This is a genomic window from Amycolatopsis sp. GM8, from assembly GCF_021653975.1.
Taxonomy (GTDB): Bacteria; Actinomycetota; Actinomycetes; order Mycobacteriales; family Pseudonocardiaceae; genus Amycolatopsis_E.
On the sequence record NZ_JAJKFK010000002.1, the window covers coordinates 202,912 to 218,534 of the forward strand.

A 15,623-nucleotide genomic window follows, 5' to 3' on the forward strand; every position below is an offset into this window, starting at 1 on the left:
GTCTCAACGGGTTCGCTCGGAACGGTCACCGGTTCCGGATTGCCCACGCTAGCTCTCCGACGACCTTGTGAGCGATCTCGTATGGGTCCGACTGGGCATACACGGTGATTGGTGCCGAGACTCCACCACCCTGCTTCCCTGGCGTTGCACCGGATTGGACCATGTCGTGCAACGCCATGAGGGTTTCCGTCAAGTTCGGCGGAAGCACCATCTCCGGTTTCCCGGTGGAGTTGAGCGCCAGGTTGTCGAGCATGAACCCACCGGTGTCGTAGCCGCCCGGCTTGTTCATCGCGTACAGCACGCCACCCGCGTAGCCGCCATGCGCGGGCCCGTACCGGTTCCCGGCATAGTTGACACCCGCGTAGGTGTTGGCCATCGGGTCGACCGACACGCCGTACTTGAACGGGCCGGTGTTGCGGTACGGGCCGGCGTAGGAAGCGAACGTTGAGGCGATCGTTTGCATGAGGCCAACCGAGGGATGTCCCTGCTGCCAGTTGATGTCCCAGTCGTTGACGATCGCCGGGTTGCCACCCGATTCCTGCTGCATGCGGCGTTGCACAGCCGGCAGGAAGGCCTGCGGTAGCCCGAGTTGGGCCAGCACGGACTGGATGACCCCGGTCCACTGTGCGACACCCGCACCCGGGCGGTAGCCCGGGACTCCGCCGGCAAACCCTGCGTCGGCGGCCGGTGGCACGTACGCCGGCAGCCCGGGCGGATGCGGTAGGCCCATCACGTCGAGGGCGTTGACCTTCGCCTGGTAGGCGGCCCCGATGACCGACAGCGACGTGGTTTGGTCGACGAGACCACCGGCCGCGTACCCGGGGAGCGCTGCGCCATCCCCACCGCGGATCTTGCCGGCGTTGATGCCCTGTAGGAGCGGCATCGTGGCGGCGTTGACCTGTTCCTGGGGAACCACCCACTCGCCGCGGTGCACGACCCCTGCCGGCTCATACTTGCCACCATCGCCGGTGTAGCCGCCCGACGAGAACGACCAGCCTTTCGACTTCGCGACACTCGCGACCGCGGAACCGATCGCGGACAGGTCCACACCACCGACCGCGGTGACGTTGTAGCGGAAATCCTTCGGGATCAGCCCCAACTGCGCCAGGTAGCCCTGGGCCTGCTCTTTGGACCATCCGAACGCCGCCGCGGTGTCGTCGATCAGGGTCTTGTACTGCTGCTGGACTGGGCCGCCCTGCTTCTGGATCGCATCCCACAGGTTCAGGAGGGCACCGAGGTTTTGCCGGCCCGCGTTGCTGTTCATGTCCAGCGACCGTGATGTGGCGTCGTGGGCGTCACGCAACTGCATCTGGGCGTTGCGTAGCTGCACCGCGGCCTGGGTTTGGGACCACTGTGCGTCCCGCACACCCAACTGGGCCTGCTGCAGCGACCACGCGGCGTCCCGCACGCCCTGGTGGGCGTTGCGGAGCCCGATGTCGGCCTGCTGGAGGTTCCAGTTCGCGTCCGTCACCTGCTGCTGCGCTTGCCGCACGGCGTCGGCCGACGACGCGACCTGATCCTCCGCCGACGCCAACGCTTTCTTCGCCGCGACGACCGCCGAGGAGCCCTCCACCCCGGCCGCATCCGCGTCCGCGACCTGCTTTTGGAGTTTCGTGTTCTGGTTCTGGGCATCGTTCAACTGGTTCTGTGCCGACAGCAGGTCGAGCGCCGCCTTGATCCGGGACTCGTTCGCGGCCGTGACCTGCAGCTGCGAAACCGCCTCAGCATTGGCGAGCGTGATCCCCAGGCCCGCTGCGGTTTGCTGCTGGTCGAACAGATTCACCTGCGCCTGCCCGACCGACACAACCTGGTCCGCCAACTGCAGATGCAGATCCTTGAGATCCTGAACGGCCTGCTCGCGGGCCTGGTTGAGGCTCACTTGCGCCGTCCGCGCGTCCTCTTGGGCCTGCGTGTATGCCCGCTCCGCCGAGGTGACACCCTGCAACGCCTGCTGATACGAGCGTTGCGCCTGTTCCACCGAATGCTGGGCGTTCGCCACGGCCTCGTTCGCCGACACCACGCCCAGTTGCGCCTGCTCGACCGAGTGCTGGGCGTTGACGACACCCTGCCCGGACTGGGCCAGCGAATGCTGCGCCGACGTGACCGACTGGGCGGCTTGCACTTCCTGCTGGTGGGCCTGCGTCAACCGGTCGCAGACCGCGGCCGCGGCGTTCGATACCGCAAGCTGCGCACTGATCGCCTTCGCGCCGGTCACCGACTCAGCAGCAGCACCGATGTTCGCGGCGGAGACGCTGTTGACCGCCAACGCGAGCAGGTTCCCGTTCGCTGCCGCCTGCTGGAATGTGCCGCCCTCGGAGCCGATGATGTCGATCACCTGTTGTCCAGACAACGCGACATCGTCATACCTATAAATCACACCGTCGAGCATCTTCAGGTGGTCATCCCACGGCAGCCGGGTCGCATTCAGGATGTTCACCTGCTGCCGGTGACCATCGATGGTGTTCTGGATCATCCCGACGAGCTTCGACTGCGCGTCCGTGTTCCCCAGGTAGGCCTGGGTCAGCAACGGGACACCCTGCGGGCCGACGAGGTTGTTCACGTCGGCGAGTAGGTTCCGCTTCCCATCACCTGCGTCGAAGTCCTGCAGGCTCATGGCCGCGGTCTTCGACACATTCGCGTCGATCGCCCCGTTGGACGCCACCAGCGCCTGGGTGAGGTCCTGTACCCGCGACGTGTGCGCCGCGGCGCGGGCGGCAGCGTCCTGCTCGTGCTGGCCGAGCAGCATCATCACCGCGGACAGACCGGCCACGGCGAGTGTCGCCGGGTTCACCGCACCCTGCACGAGACCCGACACGCCGGCCCGGAACTTCGCACCAGCCCCGTCGGCTTCTTCGATCTTGGTCTTCACGCCGGAGAACGCGTTCCCCACGTCGAGCCCGAACTTGGAGGCGATAGTGGCTGTGGCGGCGAAGGAGCCTGCGAACCCGGTCACCTGGTCCGGCAGTAGTGACAGCACCCCTGCGGCGGCGCGGACCACGGTGAGCATCCCGGACACACCGGAGGTGAAGCCGGTGAAGAAGCTGTAGACCGCCGAACCGTTCGAGGTGAGCGTCAGGAGGGTCTGCTCCACCTCCGACAGTGCGCCCCGGAACGCGTTCAGGGATGGGCCGCCATTGTTGGTCAGGTTCGCGAACAACGCCCCGGCGAACGCTTCGAAGTCCCGAACGATCCCACCCGTGGTGGCCAGGACCGCCTGCGACGACTGGGCCCCCTGGGACAGGTTCAGGAAGAACTCGGTCACACCGGACCCGGCTTCCCGGGCCGCAGACCGCACACCAAGTAGTGGCGCGGTCGAGCTGGACGCGGCGATCACCATGCCGGGCAGAGCCCGGCTGGCCAGGTCATCAACCGTGTCCGTCAAGATCGCGACACCGGGGGCGGCGGCGGAGAACCCGGCTCGGATGATCGGGTCGAGTTCGCTGACTGTGGCCTGGATCTTCGACTCCGAGTCCAGGAATGGCTGGACCAGCGGAGCGGCCCACGACGCGGCTTCACTCTTGAGGTTCGCGCCAAGACCGCGCCACGATTCCGACACCTGCGCGTTCGATCGCAACGCGGTGGCGGAGATGCCGAGCAGGACCGCGTCCACACCACCCAACGCCGCGACAGTCGCCGCGGTCGCGACGACAGCGGCGGCGGGCATGCCGGCGAACATCGCCGCGAACGCGATCGCCGCGCCACGCGACATCGCATTCACCGAAGCCGACGTGCGCTGTGTCTCCTCCTCAGCGACATCGCCGAGCTCGGCGAGATTCTTCACCGCAGTCGTCGTGTCCACGTCCACCGGGATGCGGAGCTTGACGGTTTCCTCGGTGAACTTGACCAAGGCTTCGACGGTGGCCTTGAACTTGTCGGCCTCCGCCAGGTCGGCAGGGATTTCCTGCTTGAGCTGTTGCTCCAACGACGCGATCGTCGACACGATCTGGGAGCGGTACTCGGCCGTTTCCGGTGTCGTCGGGATCTTCAGCGCATCGCCGGACAACGCTTTCAGCGAAGCCTGCATCTGTGCTTTCCACGCCGCGTCGATCGGGTTTTTCGCCGTAACTGGCACGTCGACCGGTCGGGCGGCCTGGACCTGTTCCCGGATCGCGGCGAGCGGGTCCCGCGTCAGGTTCAACTGGGCGCCGATGTCGACCGCGCCGAACGCGTTGACGTCGTCCTGGATACGGGTGAAGTCCCCAGCGTTCGGGAGCTTCAGGGTCGTCGCGATCCCCAACGCCGCGCGCCCCTCGACATCCGCGCGGATCGCGTCGAAGTCCCCGTCCGCGGGACGGTCGAGGGAGGTTTTGAGCTTGACCGGAGGTTTCGCAGCGAGGGATTTCTGGATCCCCTGGTAGTCGGCGTCCGTCTGGTCGTCCAGGTTGACCGTGACGTAAGCCTTGCCAATCTCCACTCCCTCAGGCATCGGATACCCCCGCTGCGCTCCGCAACTCCTGGAGATACCGAGTCCGCTTCCGGGCGGTGTCGGTGCCGTCGCGGGTGTCCTGGAACATGCGCTCCGCGATCATTAGGTTCCGCTGGGCGGTCCCGATGTCGAGATGCCGGTTGTTGATCTTTTCGGCGAGGGCTTGGAACGCCGGGTCAGGGGTCCCAGTTCCGGTTATCCGGCGGAGGGTGCGCTCCTCATCCGCAGCCCGCTGCGCTTCTGCACGCTCCTGCGCTTCCCGCTGCTGCCACTCCTGGATCTCTTTGTCGATGCCCCTGGTGATCCGATCCGCGAGGCTGTTTTGGCCTCGGAGGGAAGCGCGATACGCGTCGGTGTGCATATCTTGGATGTATTGGGGAAGTTGCTCGAAGGGGATCATTTGGGTATTCCTGACTCAGGCGACTAGTTGGGCTGGTTGGGGTTCGTCAGCGAACAGGTCGTCGACTGAGCAGTTCAAGGCGTCCGCGAGCGCCGCGAGAACAGTGACGCTGGGGAGGAAGTAACCCTTTTCCAGCGCGTACACGCTGGCCGCAGTGCGGCCGATGCGGAGCGCGAGTTCTTCCGTCTTCAGGCTGGCGGCAGTGCGGCGTTCGCGTAGGCACTGGCTTGAGAATCGGCGAGCCACGGCCAGGTTTCCTTTCGCTGAGATGGGTCGAACAAGCACGACAAAGTCGACCCCGCGGTGGAGTGTTTTTGTTTGCTCACTCGGTACAGCCATCTCGGCGTCCCCTGTTTACCGTCCCTCACGGGTCGTGTAGCGGGGTGCCCCGTTCGCCTATGCCGCTGTTCGCGCCCTCACGGGCCCTTGATCGACAGTCTGGAATCACTCCGGATGTCGTTTCGATCAGCACAACTCGGCTAGCTCGCTCATTCAATTTTCTATCCGACATCTTACTCCGGATCGCGGCTTACCCGACACATCTCAGAACTTCGTGTCGCGAGCATCACCGTCGCCAATGACGCTGACGGGAATCTTCGCCCGCGTTACGAGGGTGCGTTACGGATTTCGTAACGCACCCTCGTAACGCACTGTCCGATGTGGATTTCGCGGTCAGCTAGGCACTGAGCTGTCGCAACTCTTCCTTCAAATTCGAATTGATCGACCTGCCGATCTCTGACCGGTCGCGGAGTGCCTTCAAAGCATCAAGGCAAACGGCTATCTCCTGGTCGTGCGTCTCCAACGCAAACTTTGCTTCGTCGGCGGCGAGTTCGGCCTTGAGCTTCCGGGACTCAACTGTTCCTTCATTACTCAGGAACGCACGGGCGTAGGCGAGCCGGCGGTCTCGGTCGAGCTGCGGCCGCTTGCGCCGCAGCTCAATCAGGTCCGTGGTCTTCTGGTCGATCTCCACACCGATCAGCCACAGCACGCGGGCTGCTTCTGCTGGGGTGAGCGGCGGCCCTGAGGTCATCATCCGTCTCCAAATCTCCCGTGGTTGGTGTAGTCGTGGTCTTCGTTGCGGAAGGGCCGATGACCGTTGCTGGGGGCGGGTTTGACGACGGCGGATTCCCAGCAGTCGCCCTTGAGCCACCGCTCGAAGTCCTTGCGGTACCGCAGTTCTGGGGTGGAGGCGACGTACGCGGGGATCGCGGTGGAGATCGTCGCGATGGTGGTTCGGCGCAGCGCGCGCTGCCACTCGGCGAACGCAGTCTTCTTCGCGCCCTTGCGACCGTACGCGACCCAAGCGGTCTCGAACTCGGGCGTGTAGTCGTGCCGACGTCGGCGTTGGCCAGACCGCGCGCCGTTCGACGCGTCAGCGTCGAACGGAAGATTTTGGGGCTGGTCTTCTTGAGGGCTGGTAGAAGGGATGGTCTTCAAGGGATGGTTGTCGGGTCCTGACCCGGTCTTAAGACTGGGTTCAGGGGGTCGTAAGACCGGGTCGACTTGGTCGTAAGACCCGGTGGACCGGGTCTTAGGTTCAGACCGCGTTGACTCGGTCTTACGCTTTTCGTAGTGGCGAGCGTTGATCTTCGACCGACGGGTGCGCTGATGCTCCGCACGCTCCTGTTCGGCCTTCTCGAGCCGTTCGATCACCGCGTCGTCGTCTACGGCCAACGCCCACACGGTGGTCATCCAGTCGGATGCCTCATCCTCCGCCCACCACAGGCCGAGTTCACGGCCGCGCTCAAGCAGGTCACGGATCGTTCGCTCGTCAACGCAGACCTCGCGCGCGAGCCGACGTTGACCGACCTTGATGTTCCTTCCAGTGTCGCCGTCAGCGTGGACGGCCATCACCATCGCCAAAAGCTTCAGCCGGTGATCGACGTGGCCCTTCTGGGTTCGCACACTCGGCAGGTCACGCGCCCACCGGATCACCCGGAATGGGTCCCGATCGACAGGCATGCTGCCGCCCTCTCCCATCCGTTGGTCCTCCAGCTTCCGCTCATGCCGCAACTCGTGGCGCGAGCGGCCGGTGACGACGCGCCCACGCGACACCCTCGGCGGTGGCCGCCCACAGGGTGTGGTCGCGGCCGCCGAACTTCCGGGTTTCGCCGGTAGCGCGGACGTGTCCTGATTCGACGAGCTCGGCGCGGCGCGATCGCGGCCCGCTTCCGTTGGACCGCAGCGCATGCGTGATCTCGCGGTCAGTTACGGGCCCGCACTCAACGATGTGGACGAGCACGGCGGCGCGAACGCTGCCGGTGGCGATGTCCGCCGCGGCGGCGTGCGACGTGAGCCGGTCGCCAGTGCGAGCACGGCCTGGGGTGTTCACGGTGACCTGCTGGTCGCGCGCCTCCTGGATGCGGCCGGCGAGCTCCCGGTAGCGGTCAAGCTCGGCAAGCGCGCGCTTGATAGCGGTCACGGGCGAGACGATGCCCTGCAGCCCCTGCTGCAGCAGTTGTTGCACGAGGTACAGCGACCCCGCGGGTTCGGGTGTCTCGGTCATATCGTTCTCCTCGCGATCAAAGGAATGGGGTTCGATCGCGCGTGCGTGCGTGAATCAGAAGAATGACGGGGCGACGTCGGGCTCGAGGTGGGGCTGGGAGACTCGAAGCCGGCGACGGCGGAAGCCGCGGTTGCGGACCCTGGCTATGGCGTGCTGTCGATGTCGAACGCGCACTCGAGAACCGCGCGCTCTGCAGCCCGCTGGGCAGTGACCGTCGCGAGGAGCTCGAGCGCTTGGGCGAAGTCGGGGCCACCTTCTGTGCGCGTGTCGACATAGAGCGCCTCGTCGAACCAGGCGCCCGCCGCGGGCCGCTCCGGGTCCGCCTTGTAGCGGTCAAGAAAACCCAGGTCCCGGACGACGATCCGGACCCCACCGAACTCGTCGGTGGCGGCTTTCAGGATTGCTGCAGCTACAATGGAGTCCATTGATCGCTCTCCTTTGTGATGGGTGTGGGGTTTTCGGAGGGCCGTCCTCGGGGCTGGGGGCGGCCTTCTCCATGTGCTGCTTGATCAAGCTGCGGCGGGCTCGTCGTTCTCCACGCCGAGTGCCCGCAGCAGCGCAGCCGTGGGAGTGACCCGCTTGCGGCCAAGCTGGAAGACCGGAAAAGGGAGCTTGTCGGCTTCCTCACGTGCTACTCGCTTCGCGGTGGCCGGACCCACGCCCATGAACGCCTGAATCGCGTCCACCGTGTTGATCCGCGGCCCCTGAGCCTTGATGTCGTCGATGGACCACTTCCGAGGATCCAACTTCGCCTGCTTCATCCGCTCTCCTGCTAGCTCGTTTTGCTCTTGCAGAAGAACATAGCGTCTGGTCTACTAGAGCACAAGCAGGGACACGCCGAACGTTTCCGGGCGGTGCCGAGGTCAACAGCGGAGGGCTTGTGAGGATTCGCCTGGTGAGATGGGGCATCGACCGATCGGCGATCGACGCTGTAGCGTGTTCTCCCATGAGCACAGAAGACACCAGCCCGGTAGGCATCATGGGCAAGCGGGTGCGCACTATGCGCAAAGAACGCGGGTTCACTGCCGAACAACTCGCGGCGGAGGTCACCAGACTAGGTGTGAAGTGGGACCGATCTGCCGTCGCGAAGCTGGAATCCGGGCGTCGCGCAACCGTGACGATCGCTGATGTCTACGTGTTCGCGTTAGCTCTGAACTGCGCGCCGCTCACCTTGCTTGTGCCTGAATCCGACGGTGACGAGGTTCTGGTGGCTCCGGGCAACACTGCCGAGGACGCGGTCATCGCCACCGGAAAAGACCTCGGGATGTGGATCGCGGGAGACAAGCAGCTCGCCCCGGCTCGGGGTGTGCCCGGTTGGTTCAAGTTCGTCGGCGCGCTCCCAGAGTGGAAGGTCACCGACGCCGCGAACTCCCTTGCTCGGGTGCGGAATGCCCTGGGTGCCGCGGACGAGCGCCTGTTCCGCGAGATGGTGGAGAACCAGCCCAACGAGGTGCAGCGGCAACTACTCAGTCTGATTAGGGCTGCCGAGGAACCAAAAGAGTCATGATCGCGGTTACTCCAGTCTAGCAAGGGGACGTGATGCGCAAAGACGACGAGATCGACAGACGAGCACTGAAGCTCGCGCCGAAAGATCCGGGGCTCTACAAGCGCTGTGGCTGCACCGAGATCGGCGCGAACGGCCGCCGTCGTGAGTTGGGGATGCGCTGCCCGAAGCTGGTCAAACTCCAGTTCGACGCCGCCGGCCAGTTGAAGATGGACGACAAGGGTCGCGCCCTGTGGGATTGGGACGGCAAGCACGGCTTGTGGGCGTTCCAGATCGACGTTGCTGCGCCCCGCGGTTCGGGTAAGGATCGGCAGCGGATCCGCAAGGGCGGCTTCGCGAGCAAGACCGAGGCGAAGAACGAGCGCGCCAAGATCGAGGCGCAAGGTTCGTCCGCGAAGACGCGGCGCGTCGGTGCCACGACGTTGACGACCGAGGACGCGTTGACCGCCTGGCTGAAGACCCGGAAGGTCCGCAAGAACACGCTCGTGTCGTACACCGGACACGTCGACAACTACCTGATTCCTCACCTCGGGAAGATCAAATGGCGCGAGTTGTCCGTGGATGACGTGGCCGAGATGTTCCGGGCGATCGAGGAACGCAACGAGGAGATCCAGGCAAGCCTGAAGATCAACCCGCGTGGCAAGCGCCACGGCAACTTGACCAAGGCGCAGAAGGCTGCCGGTGCGACTCGGGAGCTGCGGCGGATCGCGGGCGCTCCGACGTTGCAGCGCATCCGCGCCACCGCCCGCAAGGCGTACAACGATGCGATGCGGGCAGGGACCGTGCCCGGGCCGAACCCGTTCGCGCTGGTCGAACTCGCGTCGGGTGCGGCACCGCGGCCAAAGTTGTGGACCCCGGATCTCGAGGCGAAGTGGCGGAAGACCGGCGAGGTCCCGCAGAGCAACATGATCTGGCGTCCCGATCATGTTGGTGCCTACCTCGACTTTGTTGCCGAGGAAGTCGCCGGCGAGCACGAGGAACCGGTCTACTACGACATCCTCGACCTGGCCAGCTTCACCGGCCTGCGGCGTGGCGAGCTGTGCGGGTTGCGCTGGGACGAGGACGTGAACGTGGACGAGGGGTACTTGGACGTGCAGGTGCAGCTGACGTACACCCTTGGCGTAGTCGAGGAAGGCCCGGTCAAGTCCGACGCCGGCCAGCGCCGCGTACCGCTCGACCCGGAAGCCGTGGCGTCCCTGCGGCGGCTGCGGAAGCGGCAGAGCGAGGCGCGGTTGGCGTTCGGGGCTGGCTGGGTCAACAGCGGGCGCGTGTTCTGTCGGGTCGATGGGAGCTGGGTCAACCCTGATCGGTTCTATGACGCGCATGTGCGGATGGTGCGGAAGGCTGGGCTGCCGCCTGTCAGCATCCACGGCCTGCGACGTGGCGCGGGTTCGATGGCCATCGCGTCGGGCAAGTCCGTGAAGGCTGCCTCGTCGCTGCTTGGGCACGCGAACGAGAAGGTCACCGAGGACCACTACGTCGCCCTGGCGGACGAGATGCTGCGGGAAGTCACATCTGCGGTGCGCGCAACGATCCCGCGCAGGGGCACCGGACAGGTCATGTGAGCGGAGATGGCACCGAAATGGCACCGATCGGCCCCACGGACATGGATTGGACACGACTTGTCTAGACCTAGAAACGAACAAAACCCCCGGATGACCAGGGGTTTTGTTCGGGTGGCGGGTAGAGGATTCGAACCTCTGAAGGCTGAGCCGTCTGATTTACAGTCAGATCCCTTTGGCCGCTCGGGCAACCCGCCGTCGTCCGGGGTGAACCGGCCGAGGTACAGCGTACCCAAGGGGCCGGTGCCGGGGGCAACCGGGGTGAGGCGACGGCGGCTATGGTGTGGCCTAGCCAACAAACGCGAGGGTACGAGGTAGGGACACGTGGCGGATCCGTCTTTCGACGTCGTGAGCAAGGTCGATCGCCAGGAGGTGGACAACGCGCTGAACCAGGCATCGCGCGAGTTGTCCACCCGGTTCGACTTCCGGGGCGTCAACGCGAAGGTCGCCTGGTCCGGCGAAGAGGCGATCACCGTCGAGGCCGAGACCGAGGAGCGCGCGCTCGCGGCGGTCGAGGTGTTCAGGGAGAAGCTGATCAAGCGCGGTATCTCACTGAAGGCGTTCGACGCGGGTGAGCCCGCCGTGTCCGGCAAGATCTACAAGGTCAACGGCAAGATCATCCAGGGCATCGACTCCGACAAGGCCAAGCAGATCGCCAAGTTCATCCGCGACGAGGGCCCCAAGGGCGTCCAGGCCCAGATCCAGGGCGACCAGCTCCGCGTGTCCGGCAAGAAGAAGGACCACCTCCAGGACGTCATCGCGCTGCTCAAGGGCAAGGAATTCGACATCGCCCTCCAGTTCACCAACTATCGCTGACGCGCCCAGCTGATCACAGCGTGGTGTAATTCCCGCACTCAGCGTGAGAGGGGCGGGAATGCGCAAGGTCGCCGTGATGCTCGCGGCCGTGTTGCTGGTGGTGGGCCTGACGCCGCCGGCGCAGGCGGTGGAACGGCAGCGGCTCGCGGTCGGGTCGTATCCCCGGCTCGTGCGGCTCGCGCACGGTGTCTACAAAGGACATATCGTCGCCGCGGTCAGCGGGTGGGACGGCGGGGGGCCGTTCGCGCCGGTGTTCGAGAGCACCGACGAGGGTGCGAGCTTCCACCAGATCGGTGAGATCCGCGATCCCGAGGACGCGCAGGGCGAATGCTGCGGCACCCTGTTCGAACTCCCGCGCAAAGTCGGCAAGCTCCGCGCGGGCACGCTCCTCTGGGCGGCGAGCTACGGGCAGGGCGGCGGCGCGGAACGGCGCATGGCGATCAAGATCTGGGCCAGCCGCGACGGCGGGCGGCACTGGTCGTTCCTGTCGGAGGCCGCCCGCTCCCACAACCATGACGGCGTCTGGGAACCAGAGCTCAACGTCGACGCGGGCGGCACGTTGTGGCTGCACTTCGCCGACGAGACCGAAGCGCCCCGCTACGCGCAGGTGCTCAACCGCGTCGGCTCGACCGACGGGATCACCTGGGGCACCAAACAACGCACCCTCGCGATCTCGCCCGACCCGGTGCGCCCCGGGATGCCCCAAGTCCGGCAACTGCCCGACGGGAGCTACTACTTCGGTTACGAGATCTGCAACTACGGCTCGCTGTACTGCAACCCGTACTTCAAGATCTCGCCCGACGGCGCGAACTTCGGAGATCCGTCCGCACCCGGCACGCCCGTCAGCGGGCCGAACGGCGACTATTTCCAGCACGCGAACACGGTGACGCTCTTCCCCGGCGGGCCGAACGGCACGCGCGTCCTCATGGTCGGCCAGATCTACACCAGCACCAAGGGAAAACCGCTCGCAACGAACGGCCAGGTGCTGCTCGCCAACGACGATTTCGGCACCGGCCCGTGGTACGAACTTCCCGCGCCGGTGCGGGTTCCGGCCGCGTACAACAACTTCTGCCCGAACTACAGCTCGACCCTGCTGCCGGTGGACGACGGGCGGGGCGTGCTGGAGATCGCCGCCGACTACGACAACGGCGTGTGCACGACCTACTTCGCCAAAGGCCCGGCGAGCTAGCCCTCGAAGGCCTTGGCCAACGCCGTCGTGAAGGTCTCCGTCGGCTGGGCGCCCGATACGCCGTACCGGTTGTCCAGCACGAAGAACGGCACGCCGTTCGCACCCAATGCGCGCGCCTCCGCGACGTCCGCACGCACGTCGTCGGCGTAGGCGTCGTCCTTCAGCACGTTCAGGACCTCGTCCCGGGACAGGCCCGCGTCGGCGGCGACATCGGCCAGGGAGTCCTCGTCGAACAGGGAACGCTGGTCGGTGAAGTAAGCCTGGAAGAACTGCTCGGTGGCCGCCGCCTGGACGCCACGCTCCTTCGCCAGGTGCAGCACGCGATGCGCGTCGAACGTGTTGCCGATCAGACCGTCGACCAGGTGGTACTCCAGGCCGTCAGCCGCGGCGAGTTGTTCCATCTGCGCGTCCATCTCGCGCACCTCGGCTTCGCTGCGGCCGAACTTCGCGGCCAGCAGCGGTACTTTCCGCTGGGCCTCGCCGCGCGGCAACCGCGGGTCGAGTTCGAACGAGCGGTACACGACCTCGACCTCGTCCCGCCGGTCGAAGCCGGCGAGCGCGCGCTCGAAGCGCCGCTTGCCGAGGTAGCACCAGGGGCAGATCACATCGGACCAGATGTCAACGCGCACGATCAGGCGAACATGCCGTCAGGGCGAGCTATTCCCTTTTCAGCAATCCCGCGAACCACAACCCCAGTACCTGCTGGACCTCGGCGCGCGTCGGCTCGGGGTGCTCGGACGCGGCGATCATCCGGGCCGCCTCCATGATCGCGCTGAGCACGAGCTGCGCGAGCGCCCGCACGGGCTGCGCCACGATCAGGCCGTCCCGCATCGCCTGCGCCAGCATCCGCTCCATCATGCCAAGCGCGTAGTTCTCCTCCAGCGCCCGCCAGACGTTCCACCCGAGCACCGCGGGCCCGTCGGTGAGCGAAATTTGCCGCACATCCTGGCGCAGGCACGCGGTGAGGAACACGTCGAGCCCGTTCATCATGGCACTCAACGGATCCGAGGCGACCAAGAAGCCCTTCTCCTCGATCTCGCGCATGAGCTCCAGCTCCAGCTCTTCCACCACGGCTCGGAACAGGCCCTTCTTGTCCCCGTAGTGATGGTGGAGCGCGCCTCTCGTGACCCCGGCAGCGCGCACGATCTCGTCGGCGGGCACGTCCTGGTAGCCACGAGTGGCGAACAGCTCGCGCGCGGCCGCCGTCAGCGCGGCTTTGGTGCTGTTGGAGCGGTCTTCCTGGGAGCGTCGCACAGCCCTACGGTAACGATTGTTACCAATCCGACCGGCAGCCACGGCGACCGGATCAGCGTACGTCGGCCGCCGGTTGATCGGGTCGGCCTACTTTCGGTCGGATTGGTAACGTGCCATGAACTCCAGAATGTGCCGGACCAGCACTTCTGGCTGGTCTTCGGAAATGAACGTGTACGTGTCGGGCACCGTGACGAGCCGGGCGTTCGGCAGCACGTCGGCCAGCCGGCGCGCCAGATCAACCGGGAAGAGCTTCTCCTCGCTCCCCCACACCAGCAGCACCGGGCGGTCGAACGCCCGCAGCTTTTCCGCGGCTGCCAGCGTGTGCCGCGGGTGCACGTCACGCAACAGCTTCCGCAGGTCACGACGGACGCCGGCGGACCGCCCGACCGGCCACAGATACGACTCGACGATCTCGCGGGGTAACGGCCGTTTGGCCACCCAGCCGAACAGGAACGGCAGCGGCCACAATGCCGGGACCCGTAGCAGCGCTGCGAGCACGAGCATCGCACCGGGGACGCGGGCCAACGTCGGCAGTGGTTTGAAAATCGGTGGGAAGAAGTACTCGAAGCTGTCCGACGGGGTCAGCACGACCTGGGCGACCCGGTCCGGACGGCGCGAAAGCATGATCTGGGTCAGCGCGCCACCGGTGTCGTTCGCCACGAGCGTCACGTCCCGCAGGTCGAGCGCGTCGAGGAAGTCGGCGATCAGCTCGGCCTGACCGACCGGGGTGAGGTCCGCGTCGCGTTTCATCGGCAGCTCGTGCGAACCGAGCGGCCAGTCCGGGGTGATGCATCGAAAGCCCGCTTCGGCCAGGCCGGGCACGACTTTTCGCCACAGTTTCGCGTTGGTCAGCACCCCGTGCACGAAGACGACGGGCGGGCCGGCGCCCTGTTCGTAGTAGCGCAGTTCGCCCTGCGGCAGGGTGACGCGGCGTTCTGGTGTGGTCATGGCTCCGAATTTACATACAAACCGTATGTATGTAAACTGGGTCGCTAGGGTGTCCACGAAAGGCTGAAACTCGACAAGGGGGACGTGATGAAGGGCATCGTGCTGGCCGGCGGCAGTGGCACCCGGCTGCACCCGATCACCCAGGCGGTGTCCAAACAGCTGCTGCCGGTCTACGACAAGCCGATGATCTACTACCCGATCTCGGTGCTCATGCTCGCCGGCATCCGCGAGATCCTGATCATCTCGACCCCCGCGGACCTGCCGAACTTCCAGCGCCTGCTGGGCGGCGGGGACCAGTTCGGCCTGCGGCTGAGCTACGCCGAACAGGCCGCGCCCAACGGGCTCGCCGAGGCGTTCGTCATCGGCGCGGACTTCATCGGCGACGACAACGTGGCGCTCGTGCTGGGTGACAACATCTTCTACGGACGGGGTTTCTCGGGCCGCATGCAGCAGGAAGTGTCCTCATTGGACGGTTGTGTGCTGTTCGGCTACCAGGTGAAGGATCCGCGGCGCTACGGCGTCGGCGAGACCGACGAGACCGGCCGGCTGATCTCGATCGAGGAGAAGCCGAGCGAACCGAAGTCGGACAAGGCCATCACCGGGCTGTACTTCTACGACAACGACGTGGTCGAGATCTCACGCGGCCTCAAGCCGTCGGCGCGCGGCGAGCTGGAGATCACCGACGTCAACCTGACCTACCTGCGGCAGGGCCGCGCGAAACTGATCGACCTCGGGCGCGGTTTCGCGTGGCTCGACACGGGTACGCACGACTCGCTGCTCGAGGCCGGGCAGTTCGTGCAGGTGCTGGAGCACCGGACCGGGGTGCGCATCGCATGCCTGGAGGAAGTGGCGCTGCGCATGGGTTTCATCGACGCGGACGAGTGCCTGGCGCTGGGGCGGAAGCTGTCGAAGTCCGGGTACGGGGACTACGTGGTGGAGGTGGCGCGCGCCGCCGGGGGCGGGCAGTAGCTCGCGAGTGTCGGACTCGCCATCCTGGGTGTCGGACTCGGCGTCCCAA

Annotated in this window: 16 protein-coding genes and 1 tRNA gene; 5 read left to right on the forward strand and 12 right to left on the reverse strand. The window is 65.9% G+C overall.

The genetic code is table 11. From position 1 onward, the window contains the following. Positions 1–25 precede the first annotated feature (25 nt). The 8 genes from LOZ83_RS08215 to LOZ83_RS08250 form a co-directional block, all read right to left on the reverse strand. On the reverse strand, positions 26–4,426 hold the full coding sequence (locus LOZ83_RS08215) for a transglycosylase SLT domain-containing protein (protein WP_236789656.1): 4,401 nt from the start codon (positions 4,424–4,426) through the stop codon (positions 26–28). Further along, complete coding sequence (locus LOZ83_RS08220) at positions 4,419–4,826, reverse strand: hypothetical protein (RefSeq protein ID WP_236789657.1); 408 nt, start codon at positions 4,824–4,826, stop codon at positions 4,419–4,421. The genes LOZ83_RS08215 and LOZ83_RS08220 overlap by 8 nt, the downstream gene beginning before the upstream one ends. 15 nt (positions 4,827–4,841) lie before the next feature. Next, complete coding sequence (locus tag LOZ83_RS08225) at positions 4,842–5,165, reverse strand: helix-turn-helix transcriptional regulator (protein ID WP_236789658.1); 324 nt, start codon at positions 5,163–5,165, stop codon at positions 4,842–4,844. Between the two features lie 337 nt (positions 5,166–5,502). After that, positions 5,503–5,814, reverse strand: coding sequence for a hypothetical protein (locus LOZ83_RS08230; RefSeq protein WP_236789659.1), 312 nt, complete (start codon positions 5,812–5,814; stop codon positions 5,503–5,505). 41 nt (positions 5,815–5,855) lie between these two features. Beyond that, complete coding sequence (locus LOZ83_RS08235; RefSeq protein ID WP_236789660.1) at positions 5,856–6,731, reverse strand: hypothetical protein; 876 nt, start codon at positions 6,729–6,731, stop codon at positions 5,856–5,858. Between the two features lie 97 nt (positions 6,732–6,828). After that, on the reverse strand, positions 6,829–7,332 hold the full coding sequence (locus LOZ83_RS08240) for a hypothetical protein (protein WP_236789661.1): 504 nt from the start codon (positions 7,330–7,332) through the stop codon (positions 6,829–6,831). Positions 7,333–7,475: 143 nt separating this feature from the next. Beyond that, entirely contained in the window at positions 7,476–7,757 is a 282-nt protein-coding gene (locus LOZ83_RS08245) for a hypothetical protein (protein ID WP_236789662.1), read from the reverse strand. Positions 7,758–7,841: 84 nt separating this feature from the next. After that, the gene (locus tag LOZ83_RS08250; protein WP_236789663.1) at positions 7,842–8,093 is read right to left on the reverse strand and encodes a hypothetical protein; all 252 of its coding nucleotides are present in this window, start codon (positions 8,091–8,093) and stop codon (positions 7,842–7,844) included. Between the two features lie 185 nt (positions 8,094–8,278). On the opposite strand from LOZ83_RS08250, the gene LOZ83_RS08255 reads away from it, so the two are divergent. Together LOZ83_RS08255 and xerC are read left to right on the forward strand one after the other, a co-directional pair. Then, positions 8,279–8,839, forward strand: a complete 561-nt coding sequence (locus tag LOZ83_RS08255; RefSeq protein WP_236789664.1) for a helix-turn-helix domain-containing protein — start codon at positions 8,279–8,281, stop codon at positions 8,837–8,839. 32 nt (positions 8,840–8,871) lie between these two features. After that, positions 8,872–10,401: a tyrosine recombinase XerC gene (xerC, locus tag LOZ83_RS08260; RefSeq protein ID WP_236789665.1), complete on the forward strand. Its 1,530-nt coding sequence runs from the start codon at positions 8,872–8,874 to the stop codon at positions 10,399–10,401. Between the two features lie 112 nt (positions 10,402–10,513). Here the strand turns inward: xerC and LOZ83_RS08265 are convergent. Continuing rightward, positions 10,514–10,595, reverse strand: a tRNA-Tyr gene (locus LOZ83_RS08265). Positions 10,596–10,722: 127 nt separating this feature from the next. Between LOZ83_RS08265 and LOZ83_RS08270 the strand changes: the two genes are divergently transcribed. Together LOZ83_RS08270 and LOZ83_RS08275 are read left to right on the forward strand one after the other, a co-directional pair. Then, entirely contained in the window at positions 10,723–11,214 is a 492-nt protein-coding gene (locus LOZ83_RS08270) for a YajQ family cyclic di-GMP-binding protein (protein WP_236789666.1), read from the forward strand. 58 nt (positions 11,215–11,272) lie between these two features. After that, positions 11,273–12,403 (forward strand): sialidase family protein, encoded by a 1,131-nt coding sequence (locus LOZ83_RS08275; protein WP_236789667.1) that lies wholly within the window; start codon positions 11,273–11,275, stop codon positions 12,401–12,403. Here the strand turns inward: LOZ83_RS08275 and LOZ83_RS08280 are convergent. The 3 genes from LOZ83_RS08280 to LOZ83_RS08290 all read right to left on the reverse strand — a co-directional run bounded on the left by LOZ83_RS08280 (position 12,400) and on the right by LOZ83_RS08290 (position 14,605). Next, positions 12,400–13,032: a DsbA family oxidoreductase gene (locus LOZ83_RS08280; protein WP_236789668.1), complete on the reverse strand. Its 633-nt coding sequence runs from the start codon at positions 13,030–13,032 to the stop codon at positions 12,400–12,402. The genes LOZ83_RS08275 and LOZ83_RS08280 overlap by 4 nt on opposite strands. 28 nt (positions 13,033–13,060) lie before the next feature. After that, the gene (locus LOZ83_RS08285) at positions 13,061–13,657 is read right to left on the reverse strand and encodes a TetR/AcrR family transcriptional regulator (protein ID WP_236789669.1); all 597 of its coding nucleotides are present in this window, start codon (positions 13,655–13,657) and stop codon (positions 13,061–13,063) included. 87 nt (positions 13,658–13,744) lie between these two features. Further along, positions 13,745–14,605, reverse strand: a complete 861-nt coding sequence (locus LOZ83_RS08290; protein WP_236789670.1) for an alpha/beta fold hydrolase — start codon at positions 14,603–14,605, stop codon at positions 13,745–13,747. 87 nt (positions 14,606–14,692) lie between these two features. Here LOZ83_RS08290 and rfbA point away from each other — a divergent pair, with 87 nt between their 5' ends. Further along, positions 14,693–15,574, forward strand: a complete 882-nt coding sequence (rfbA, locus tag LOZ83_RS08295) for a glucose-1-phosphate thymidylyltransferase RfbA (protein WP_236789671.1) — start codon at positions 14,693–14,695, stop codon at positions 15,572–15,574. Positions 15,575–15,623: the final 49 nt, after the last annotated feature.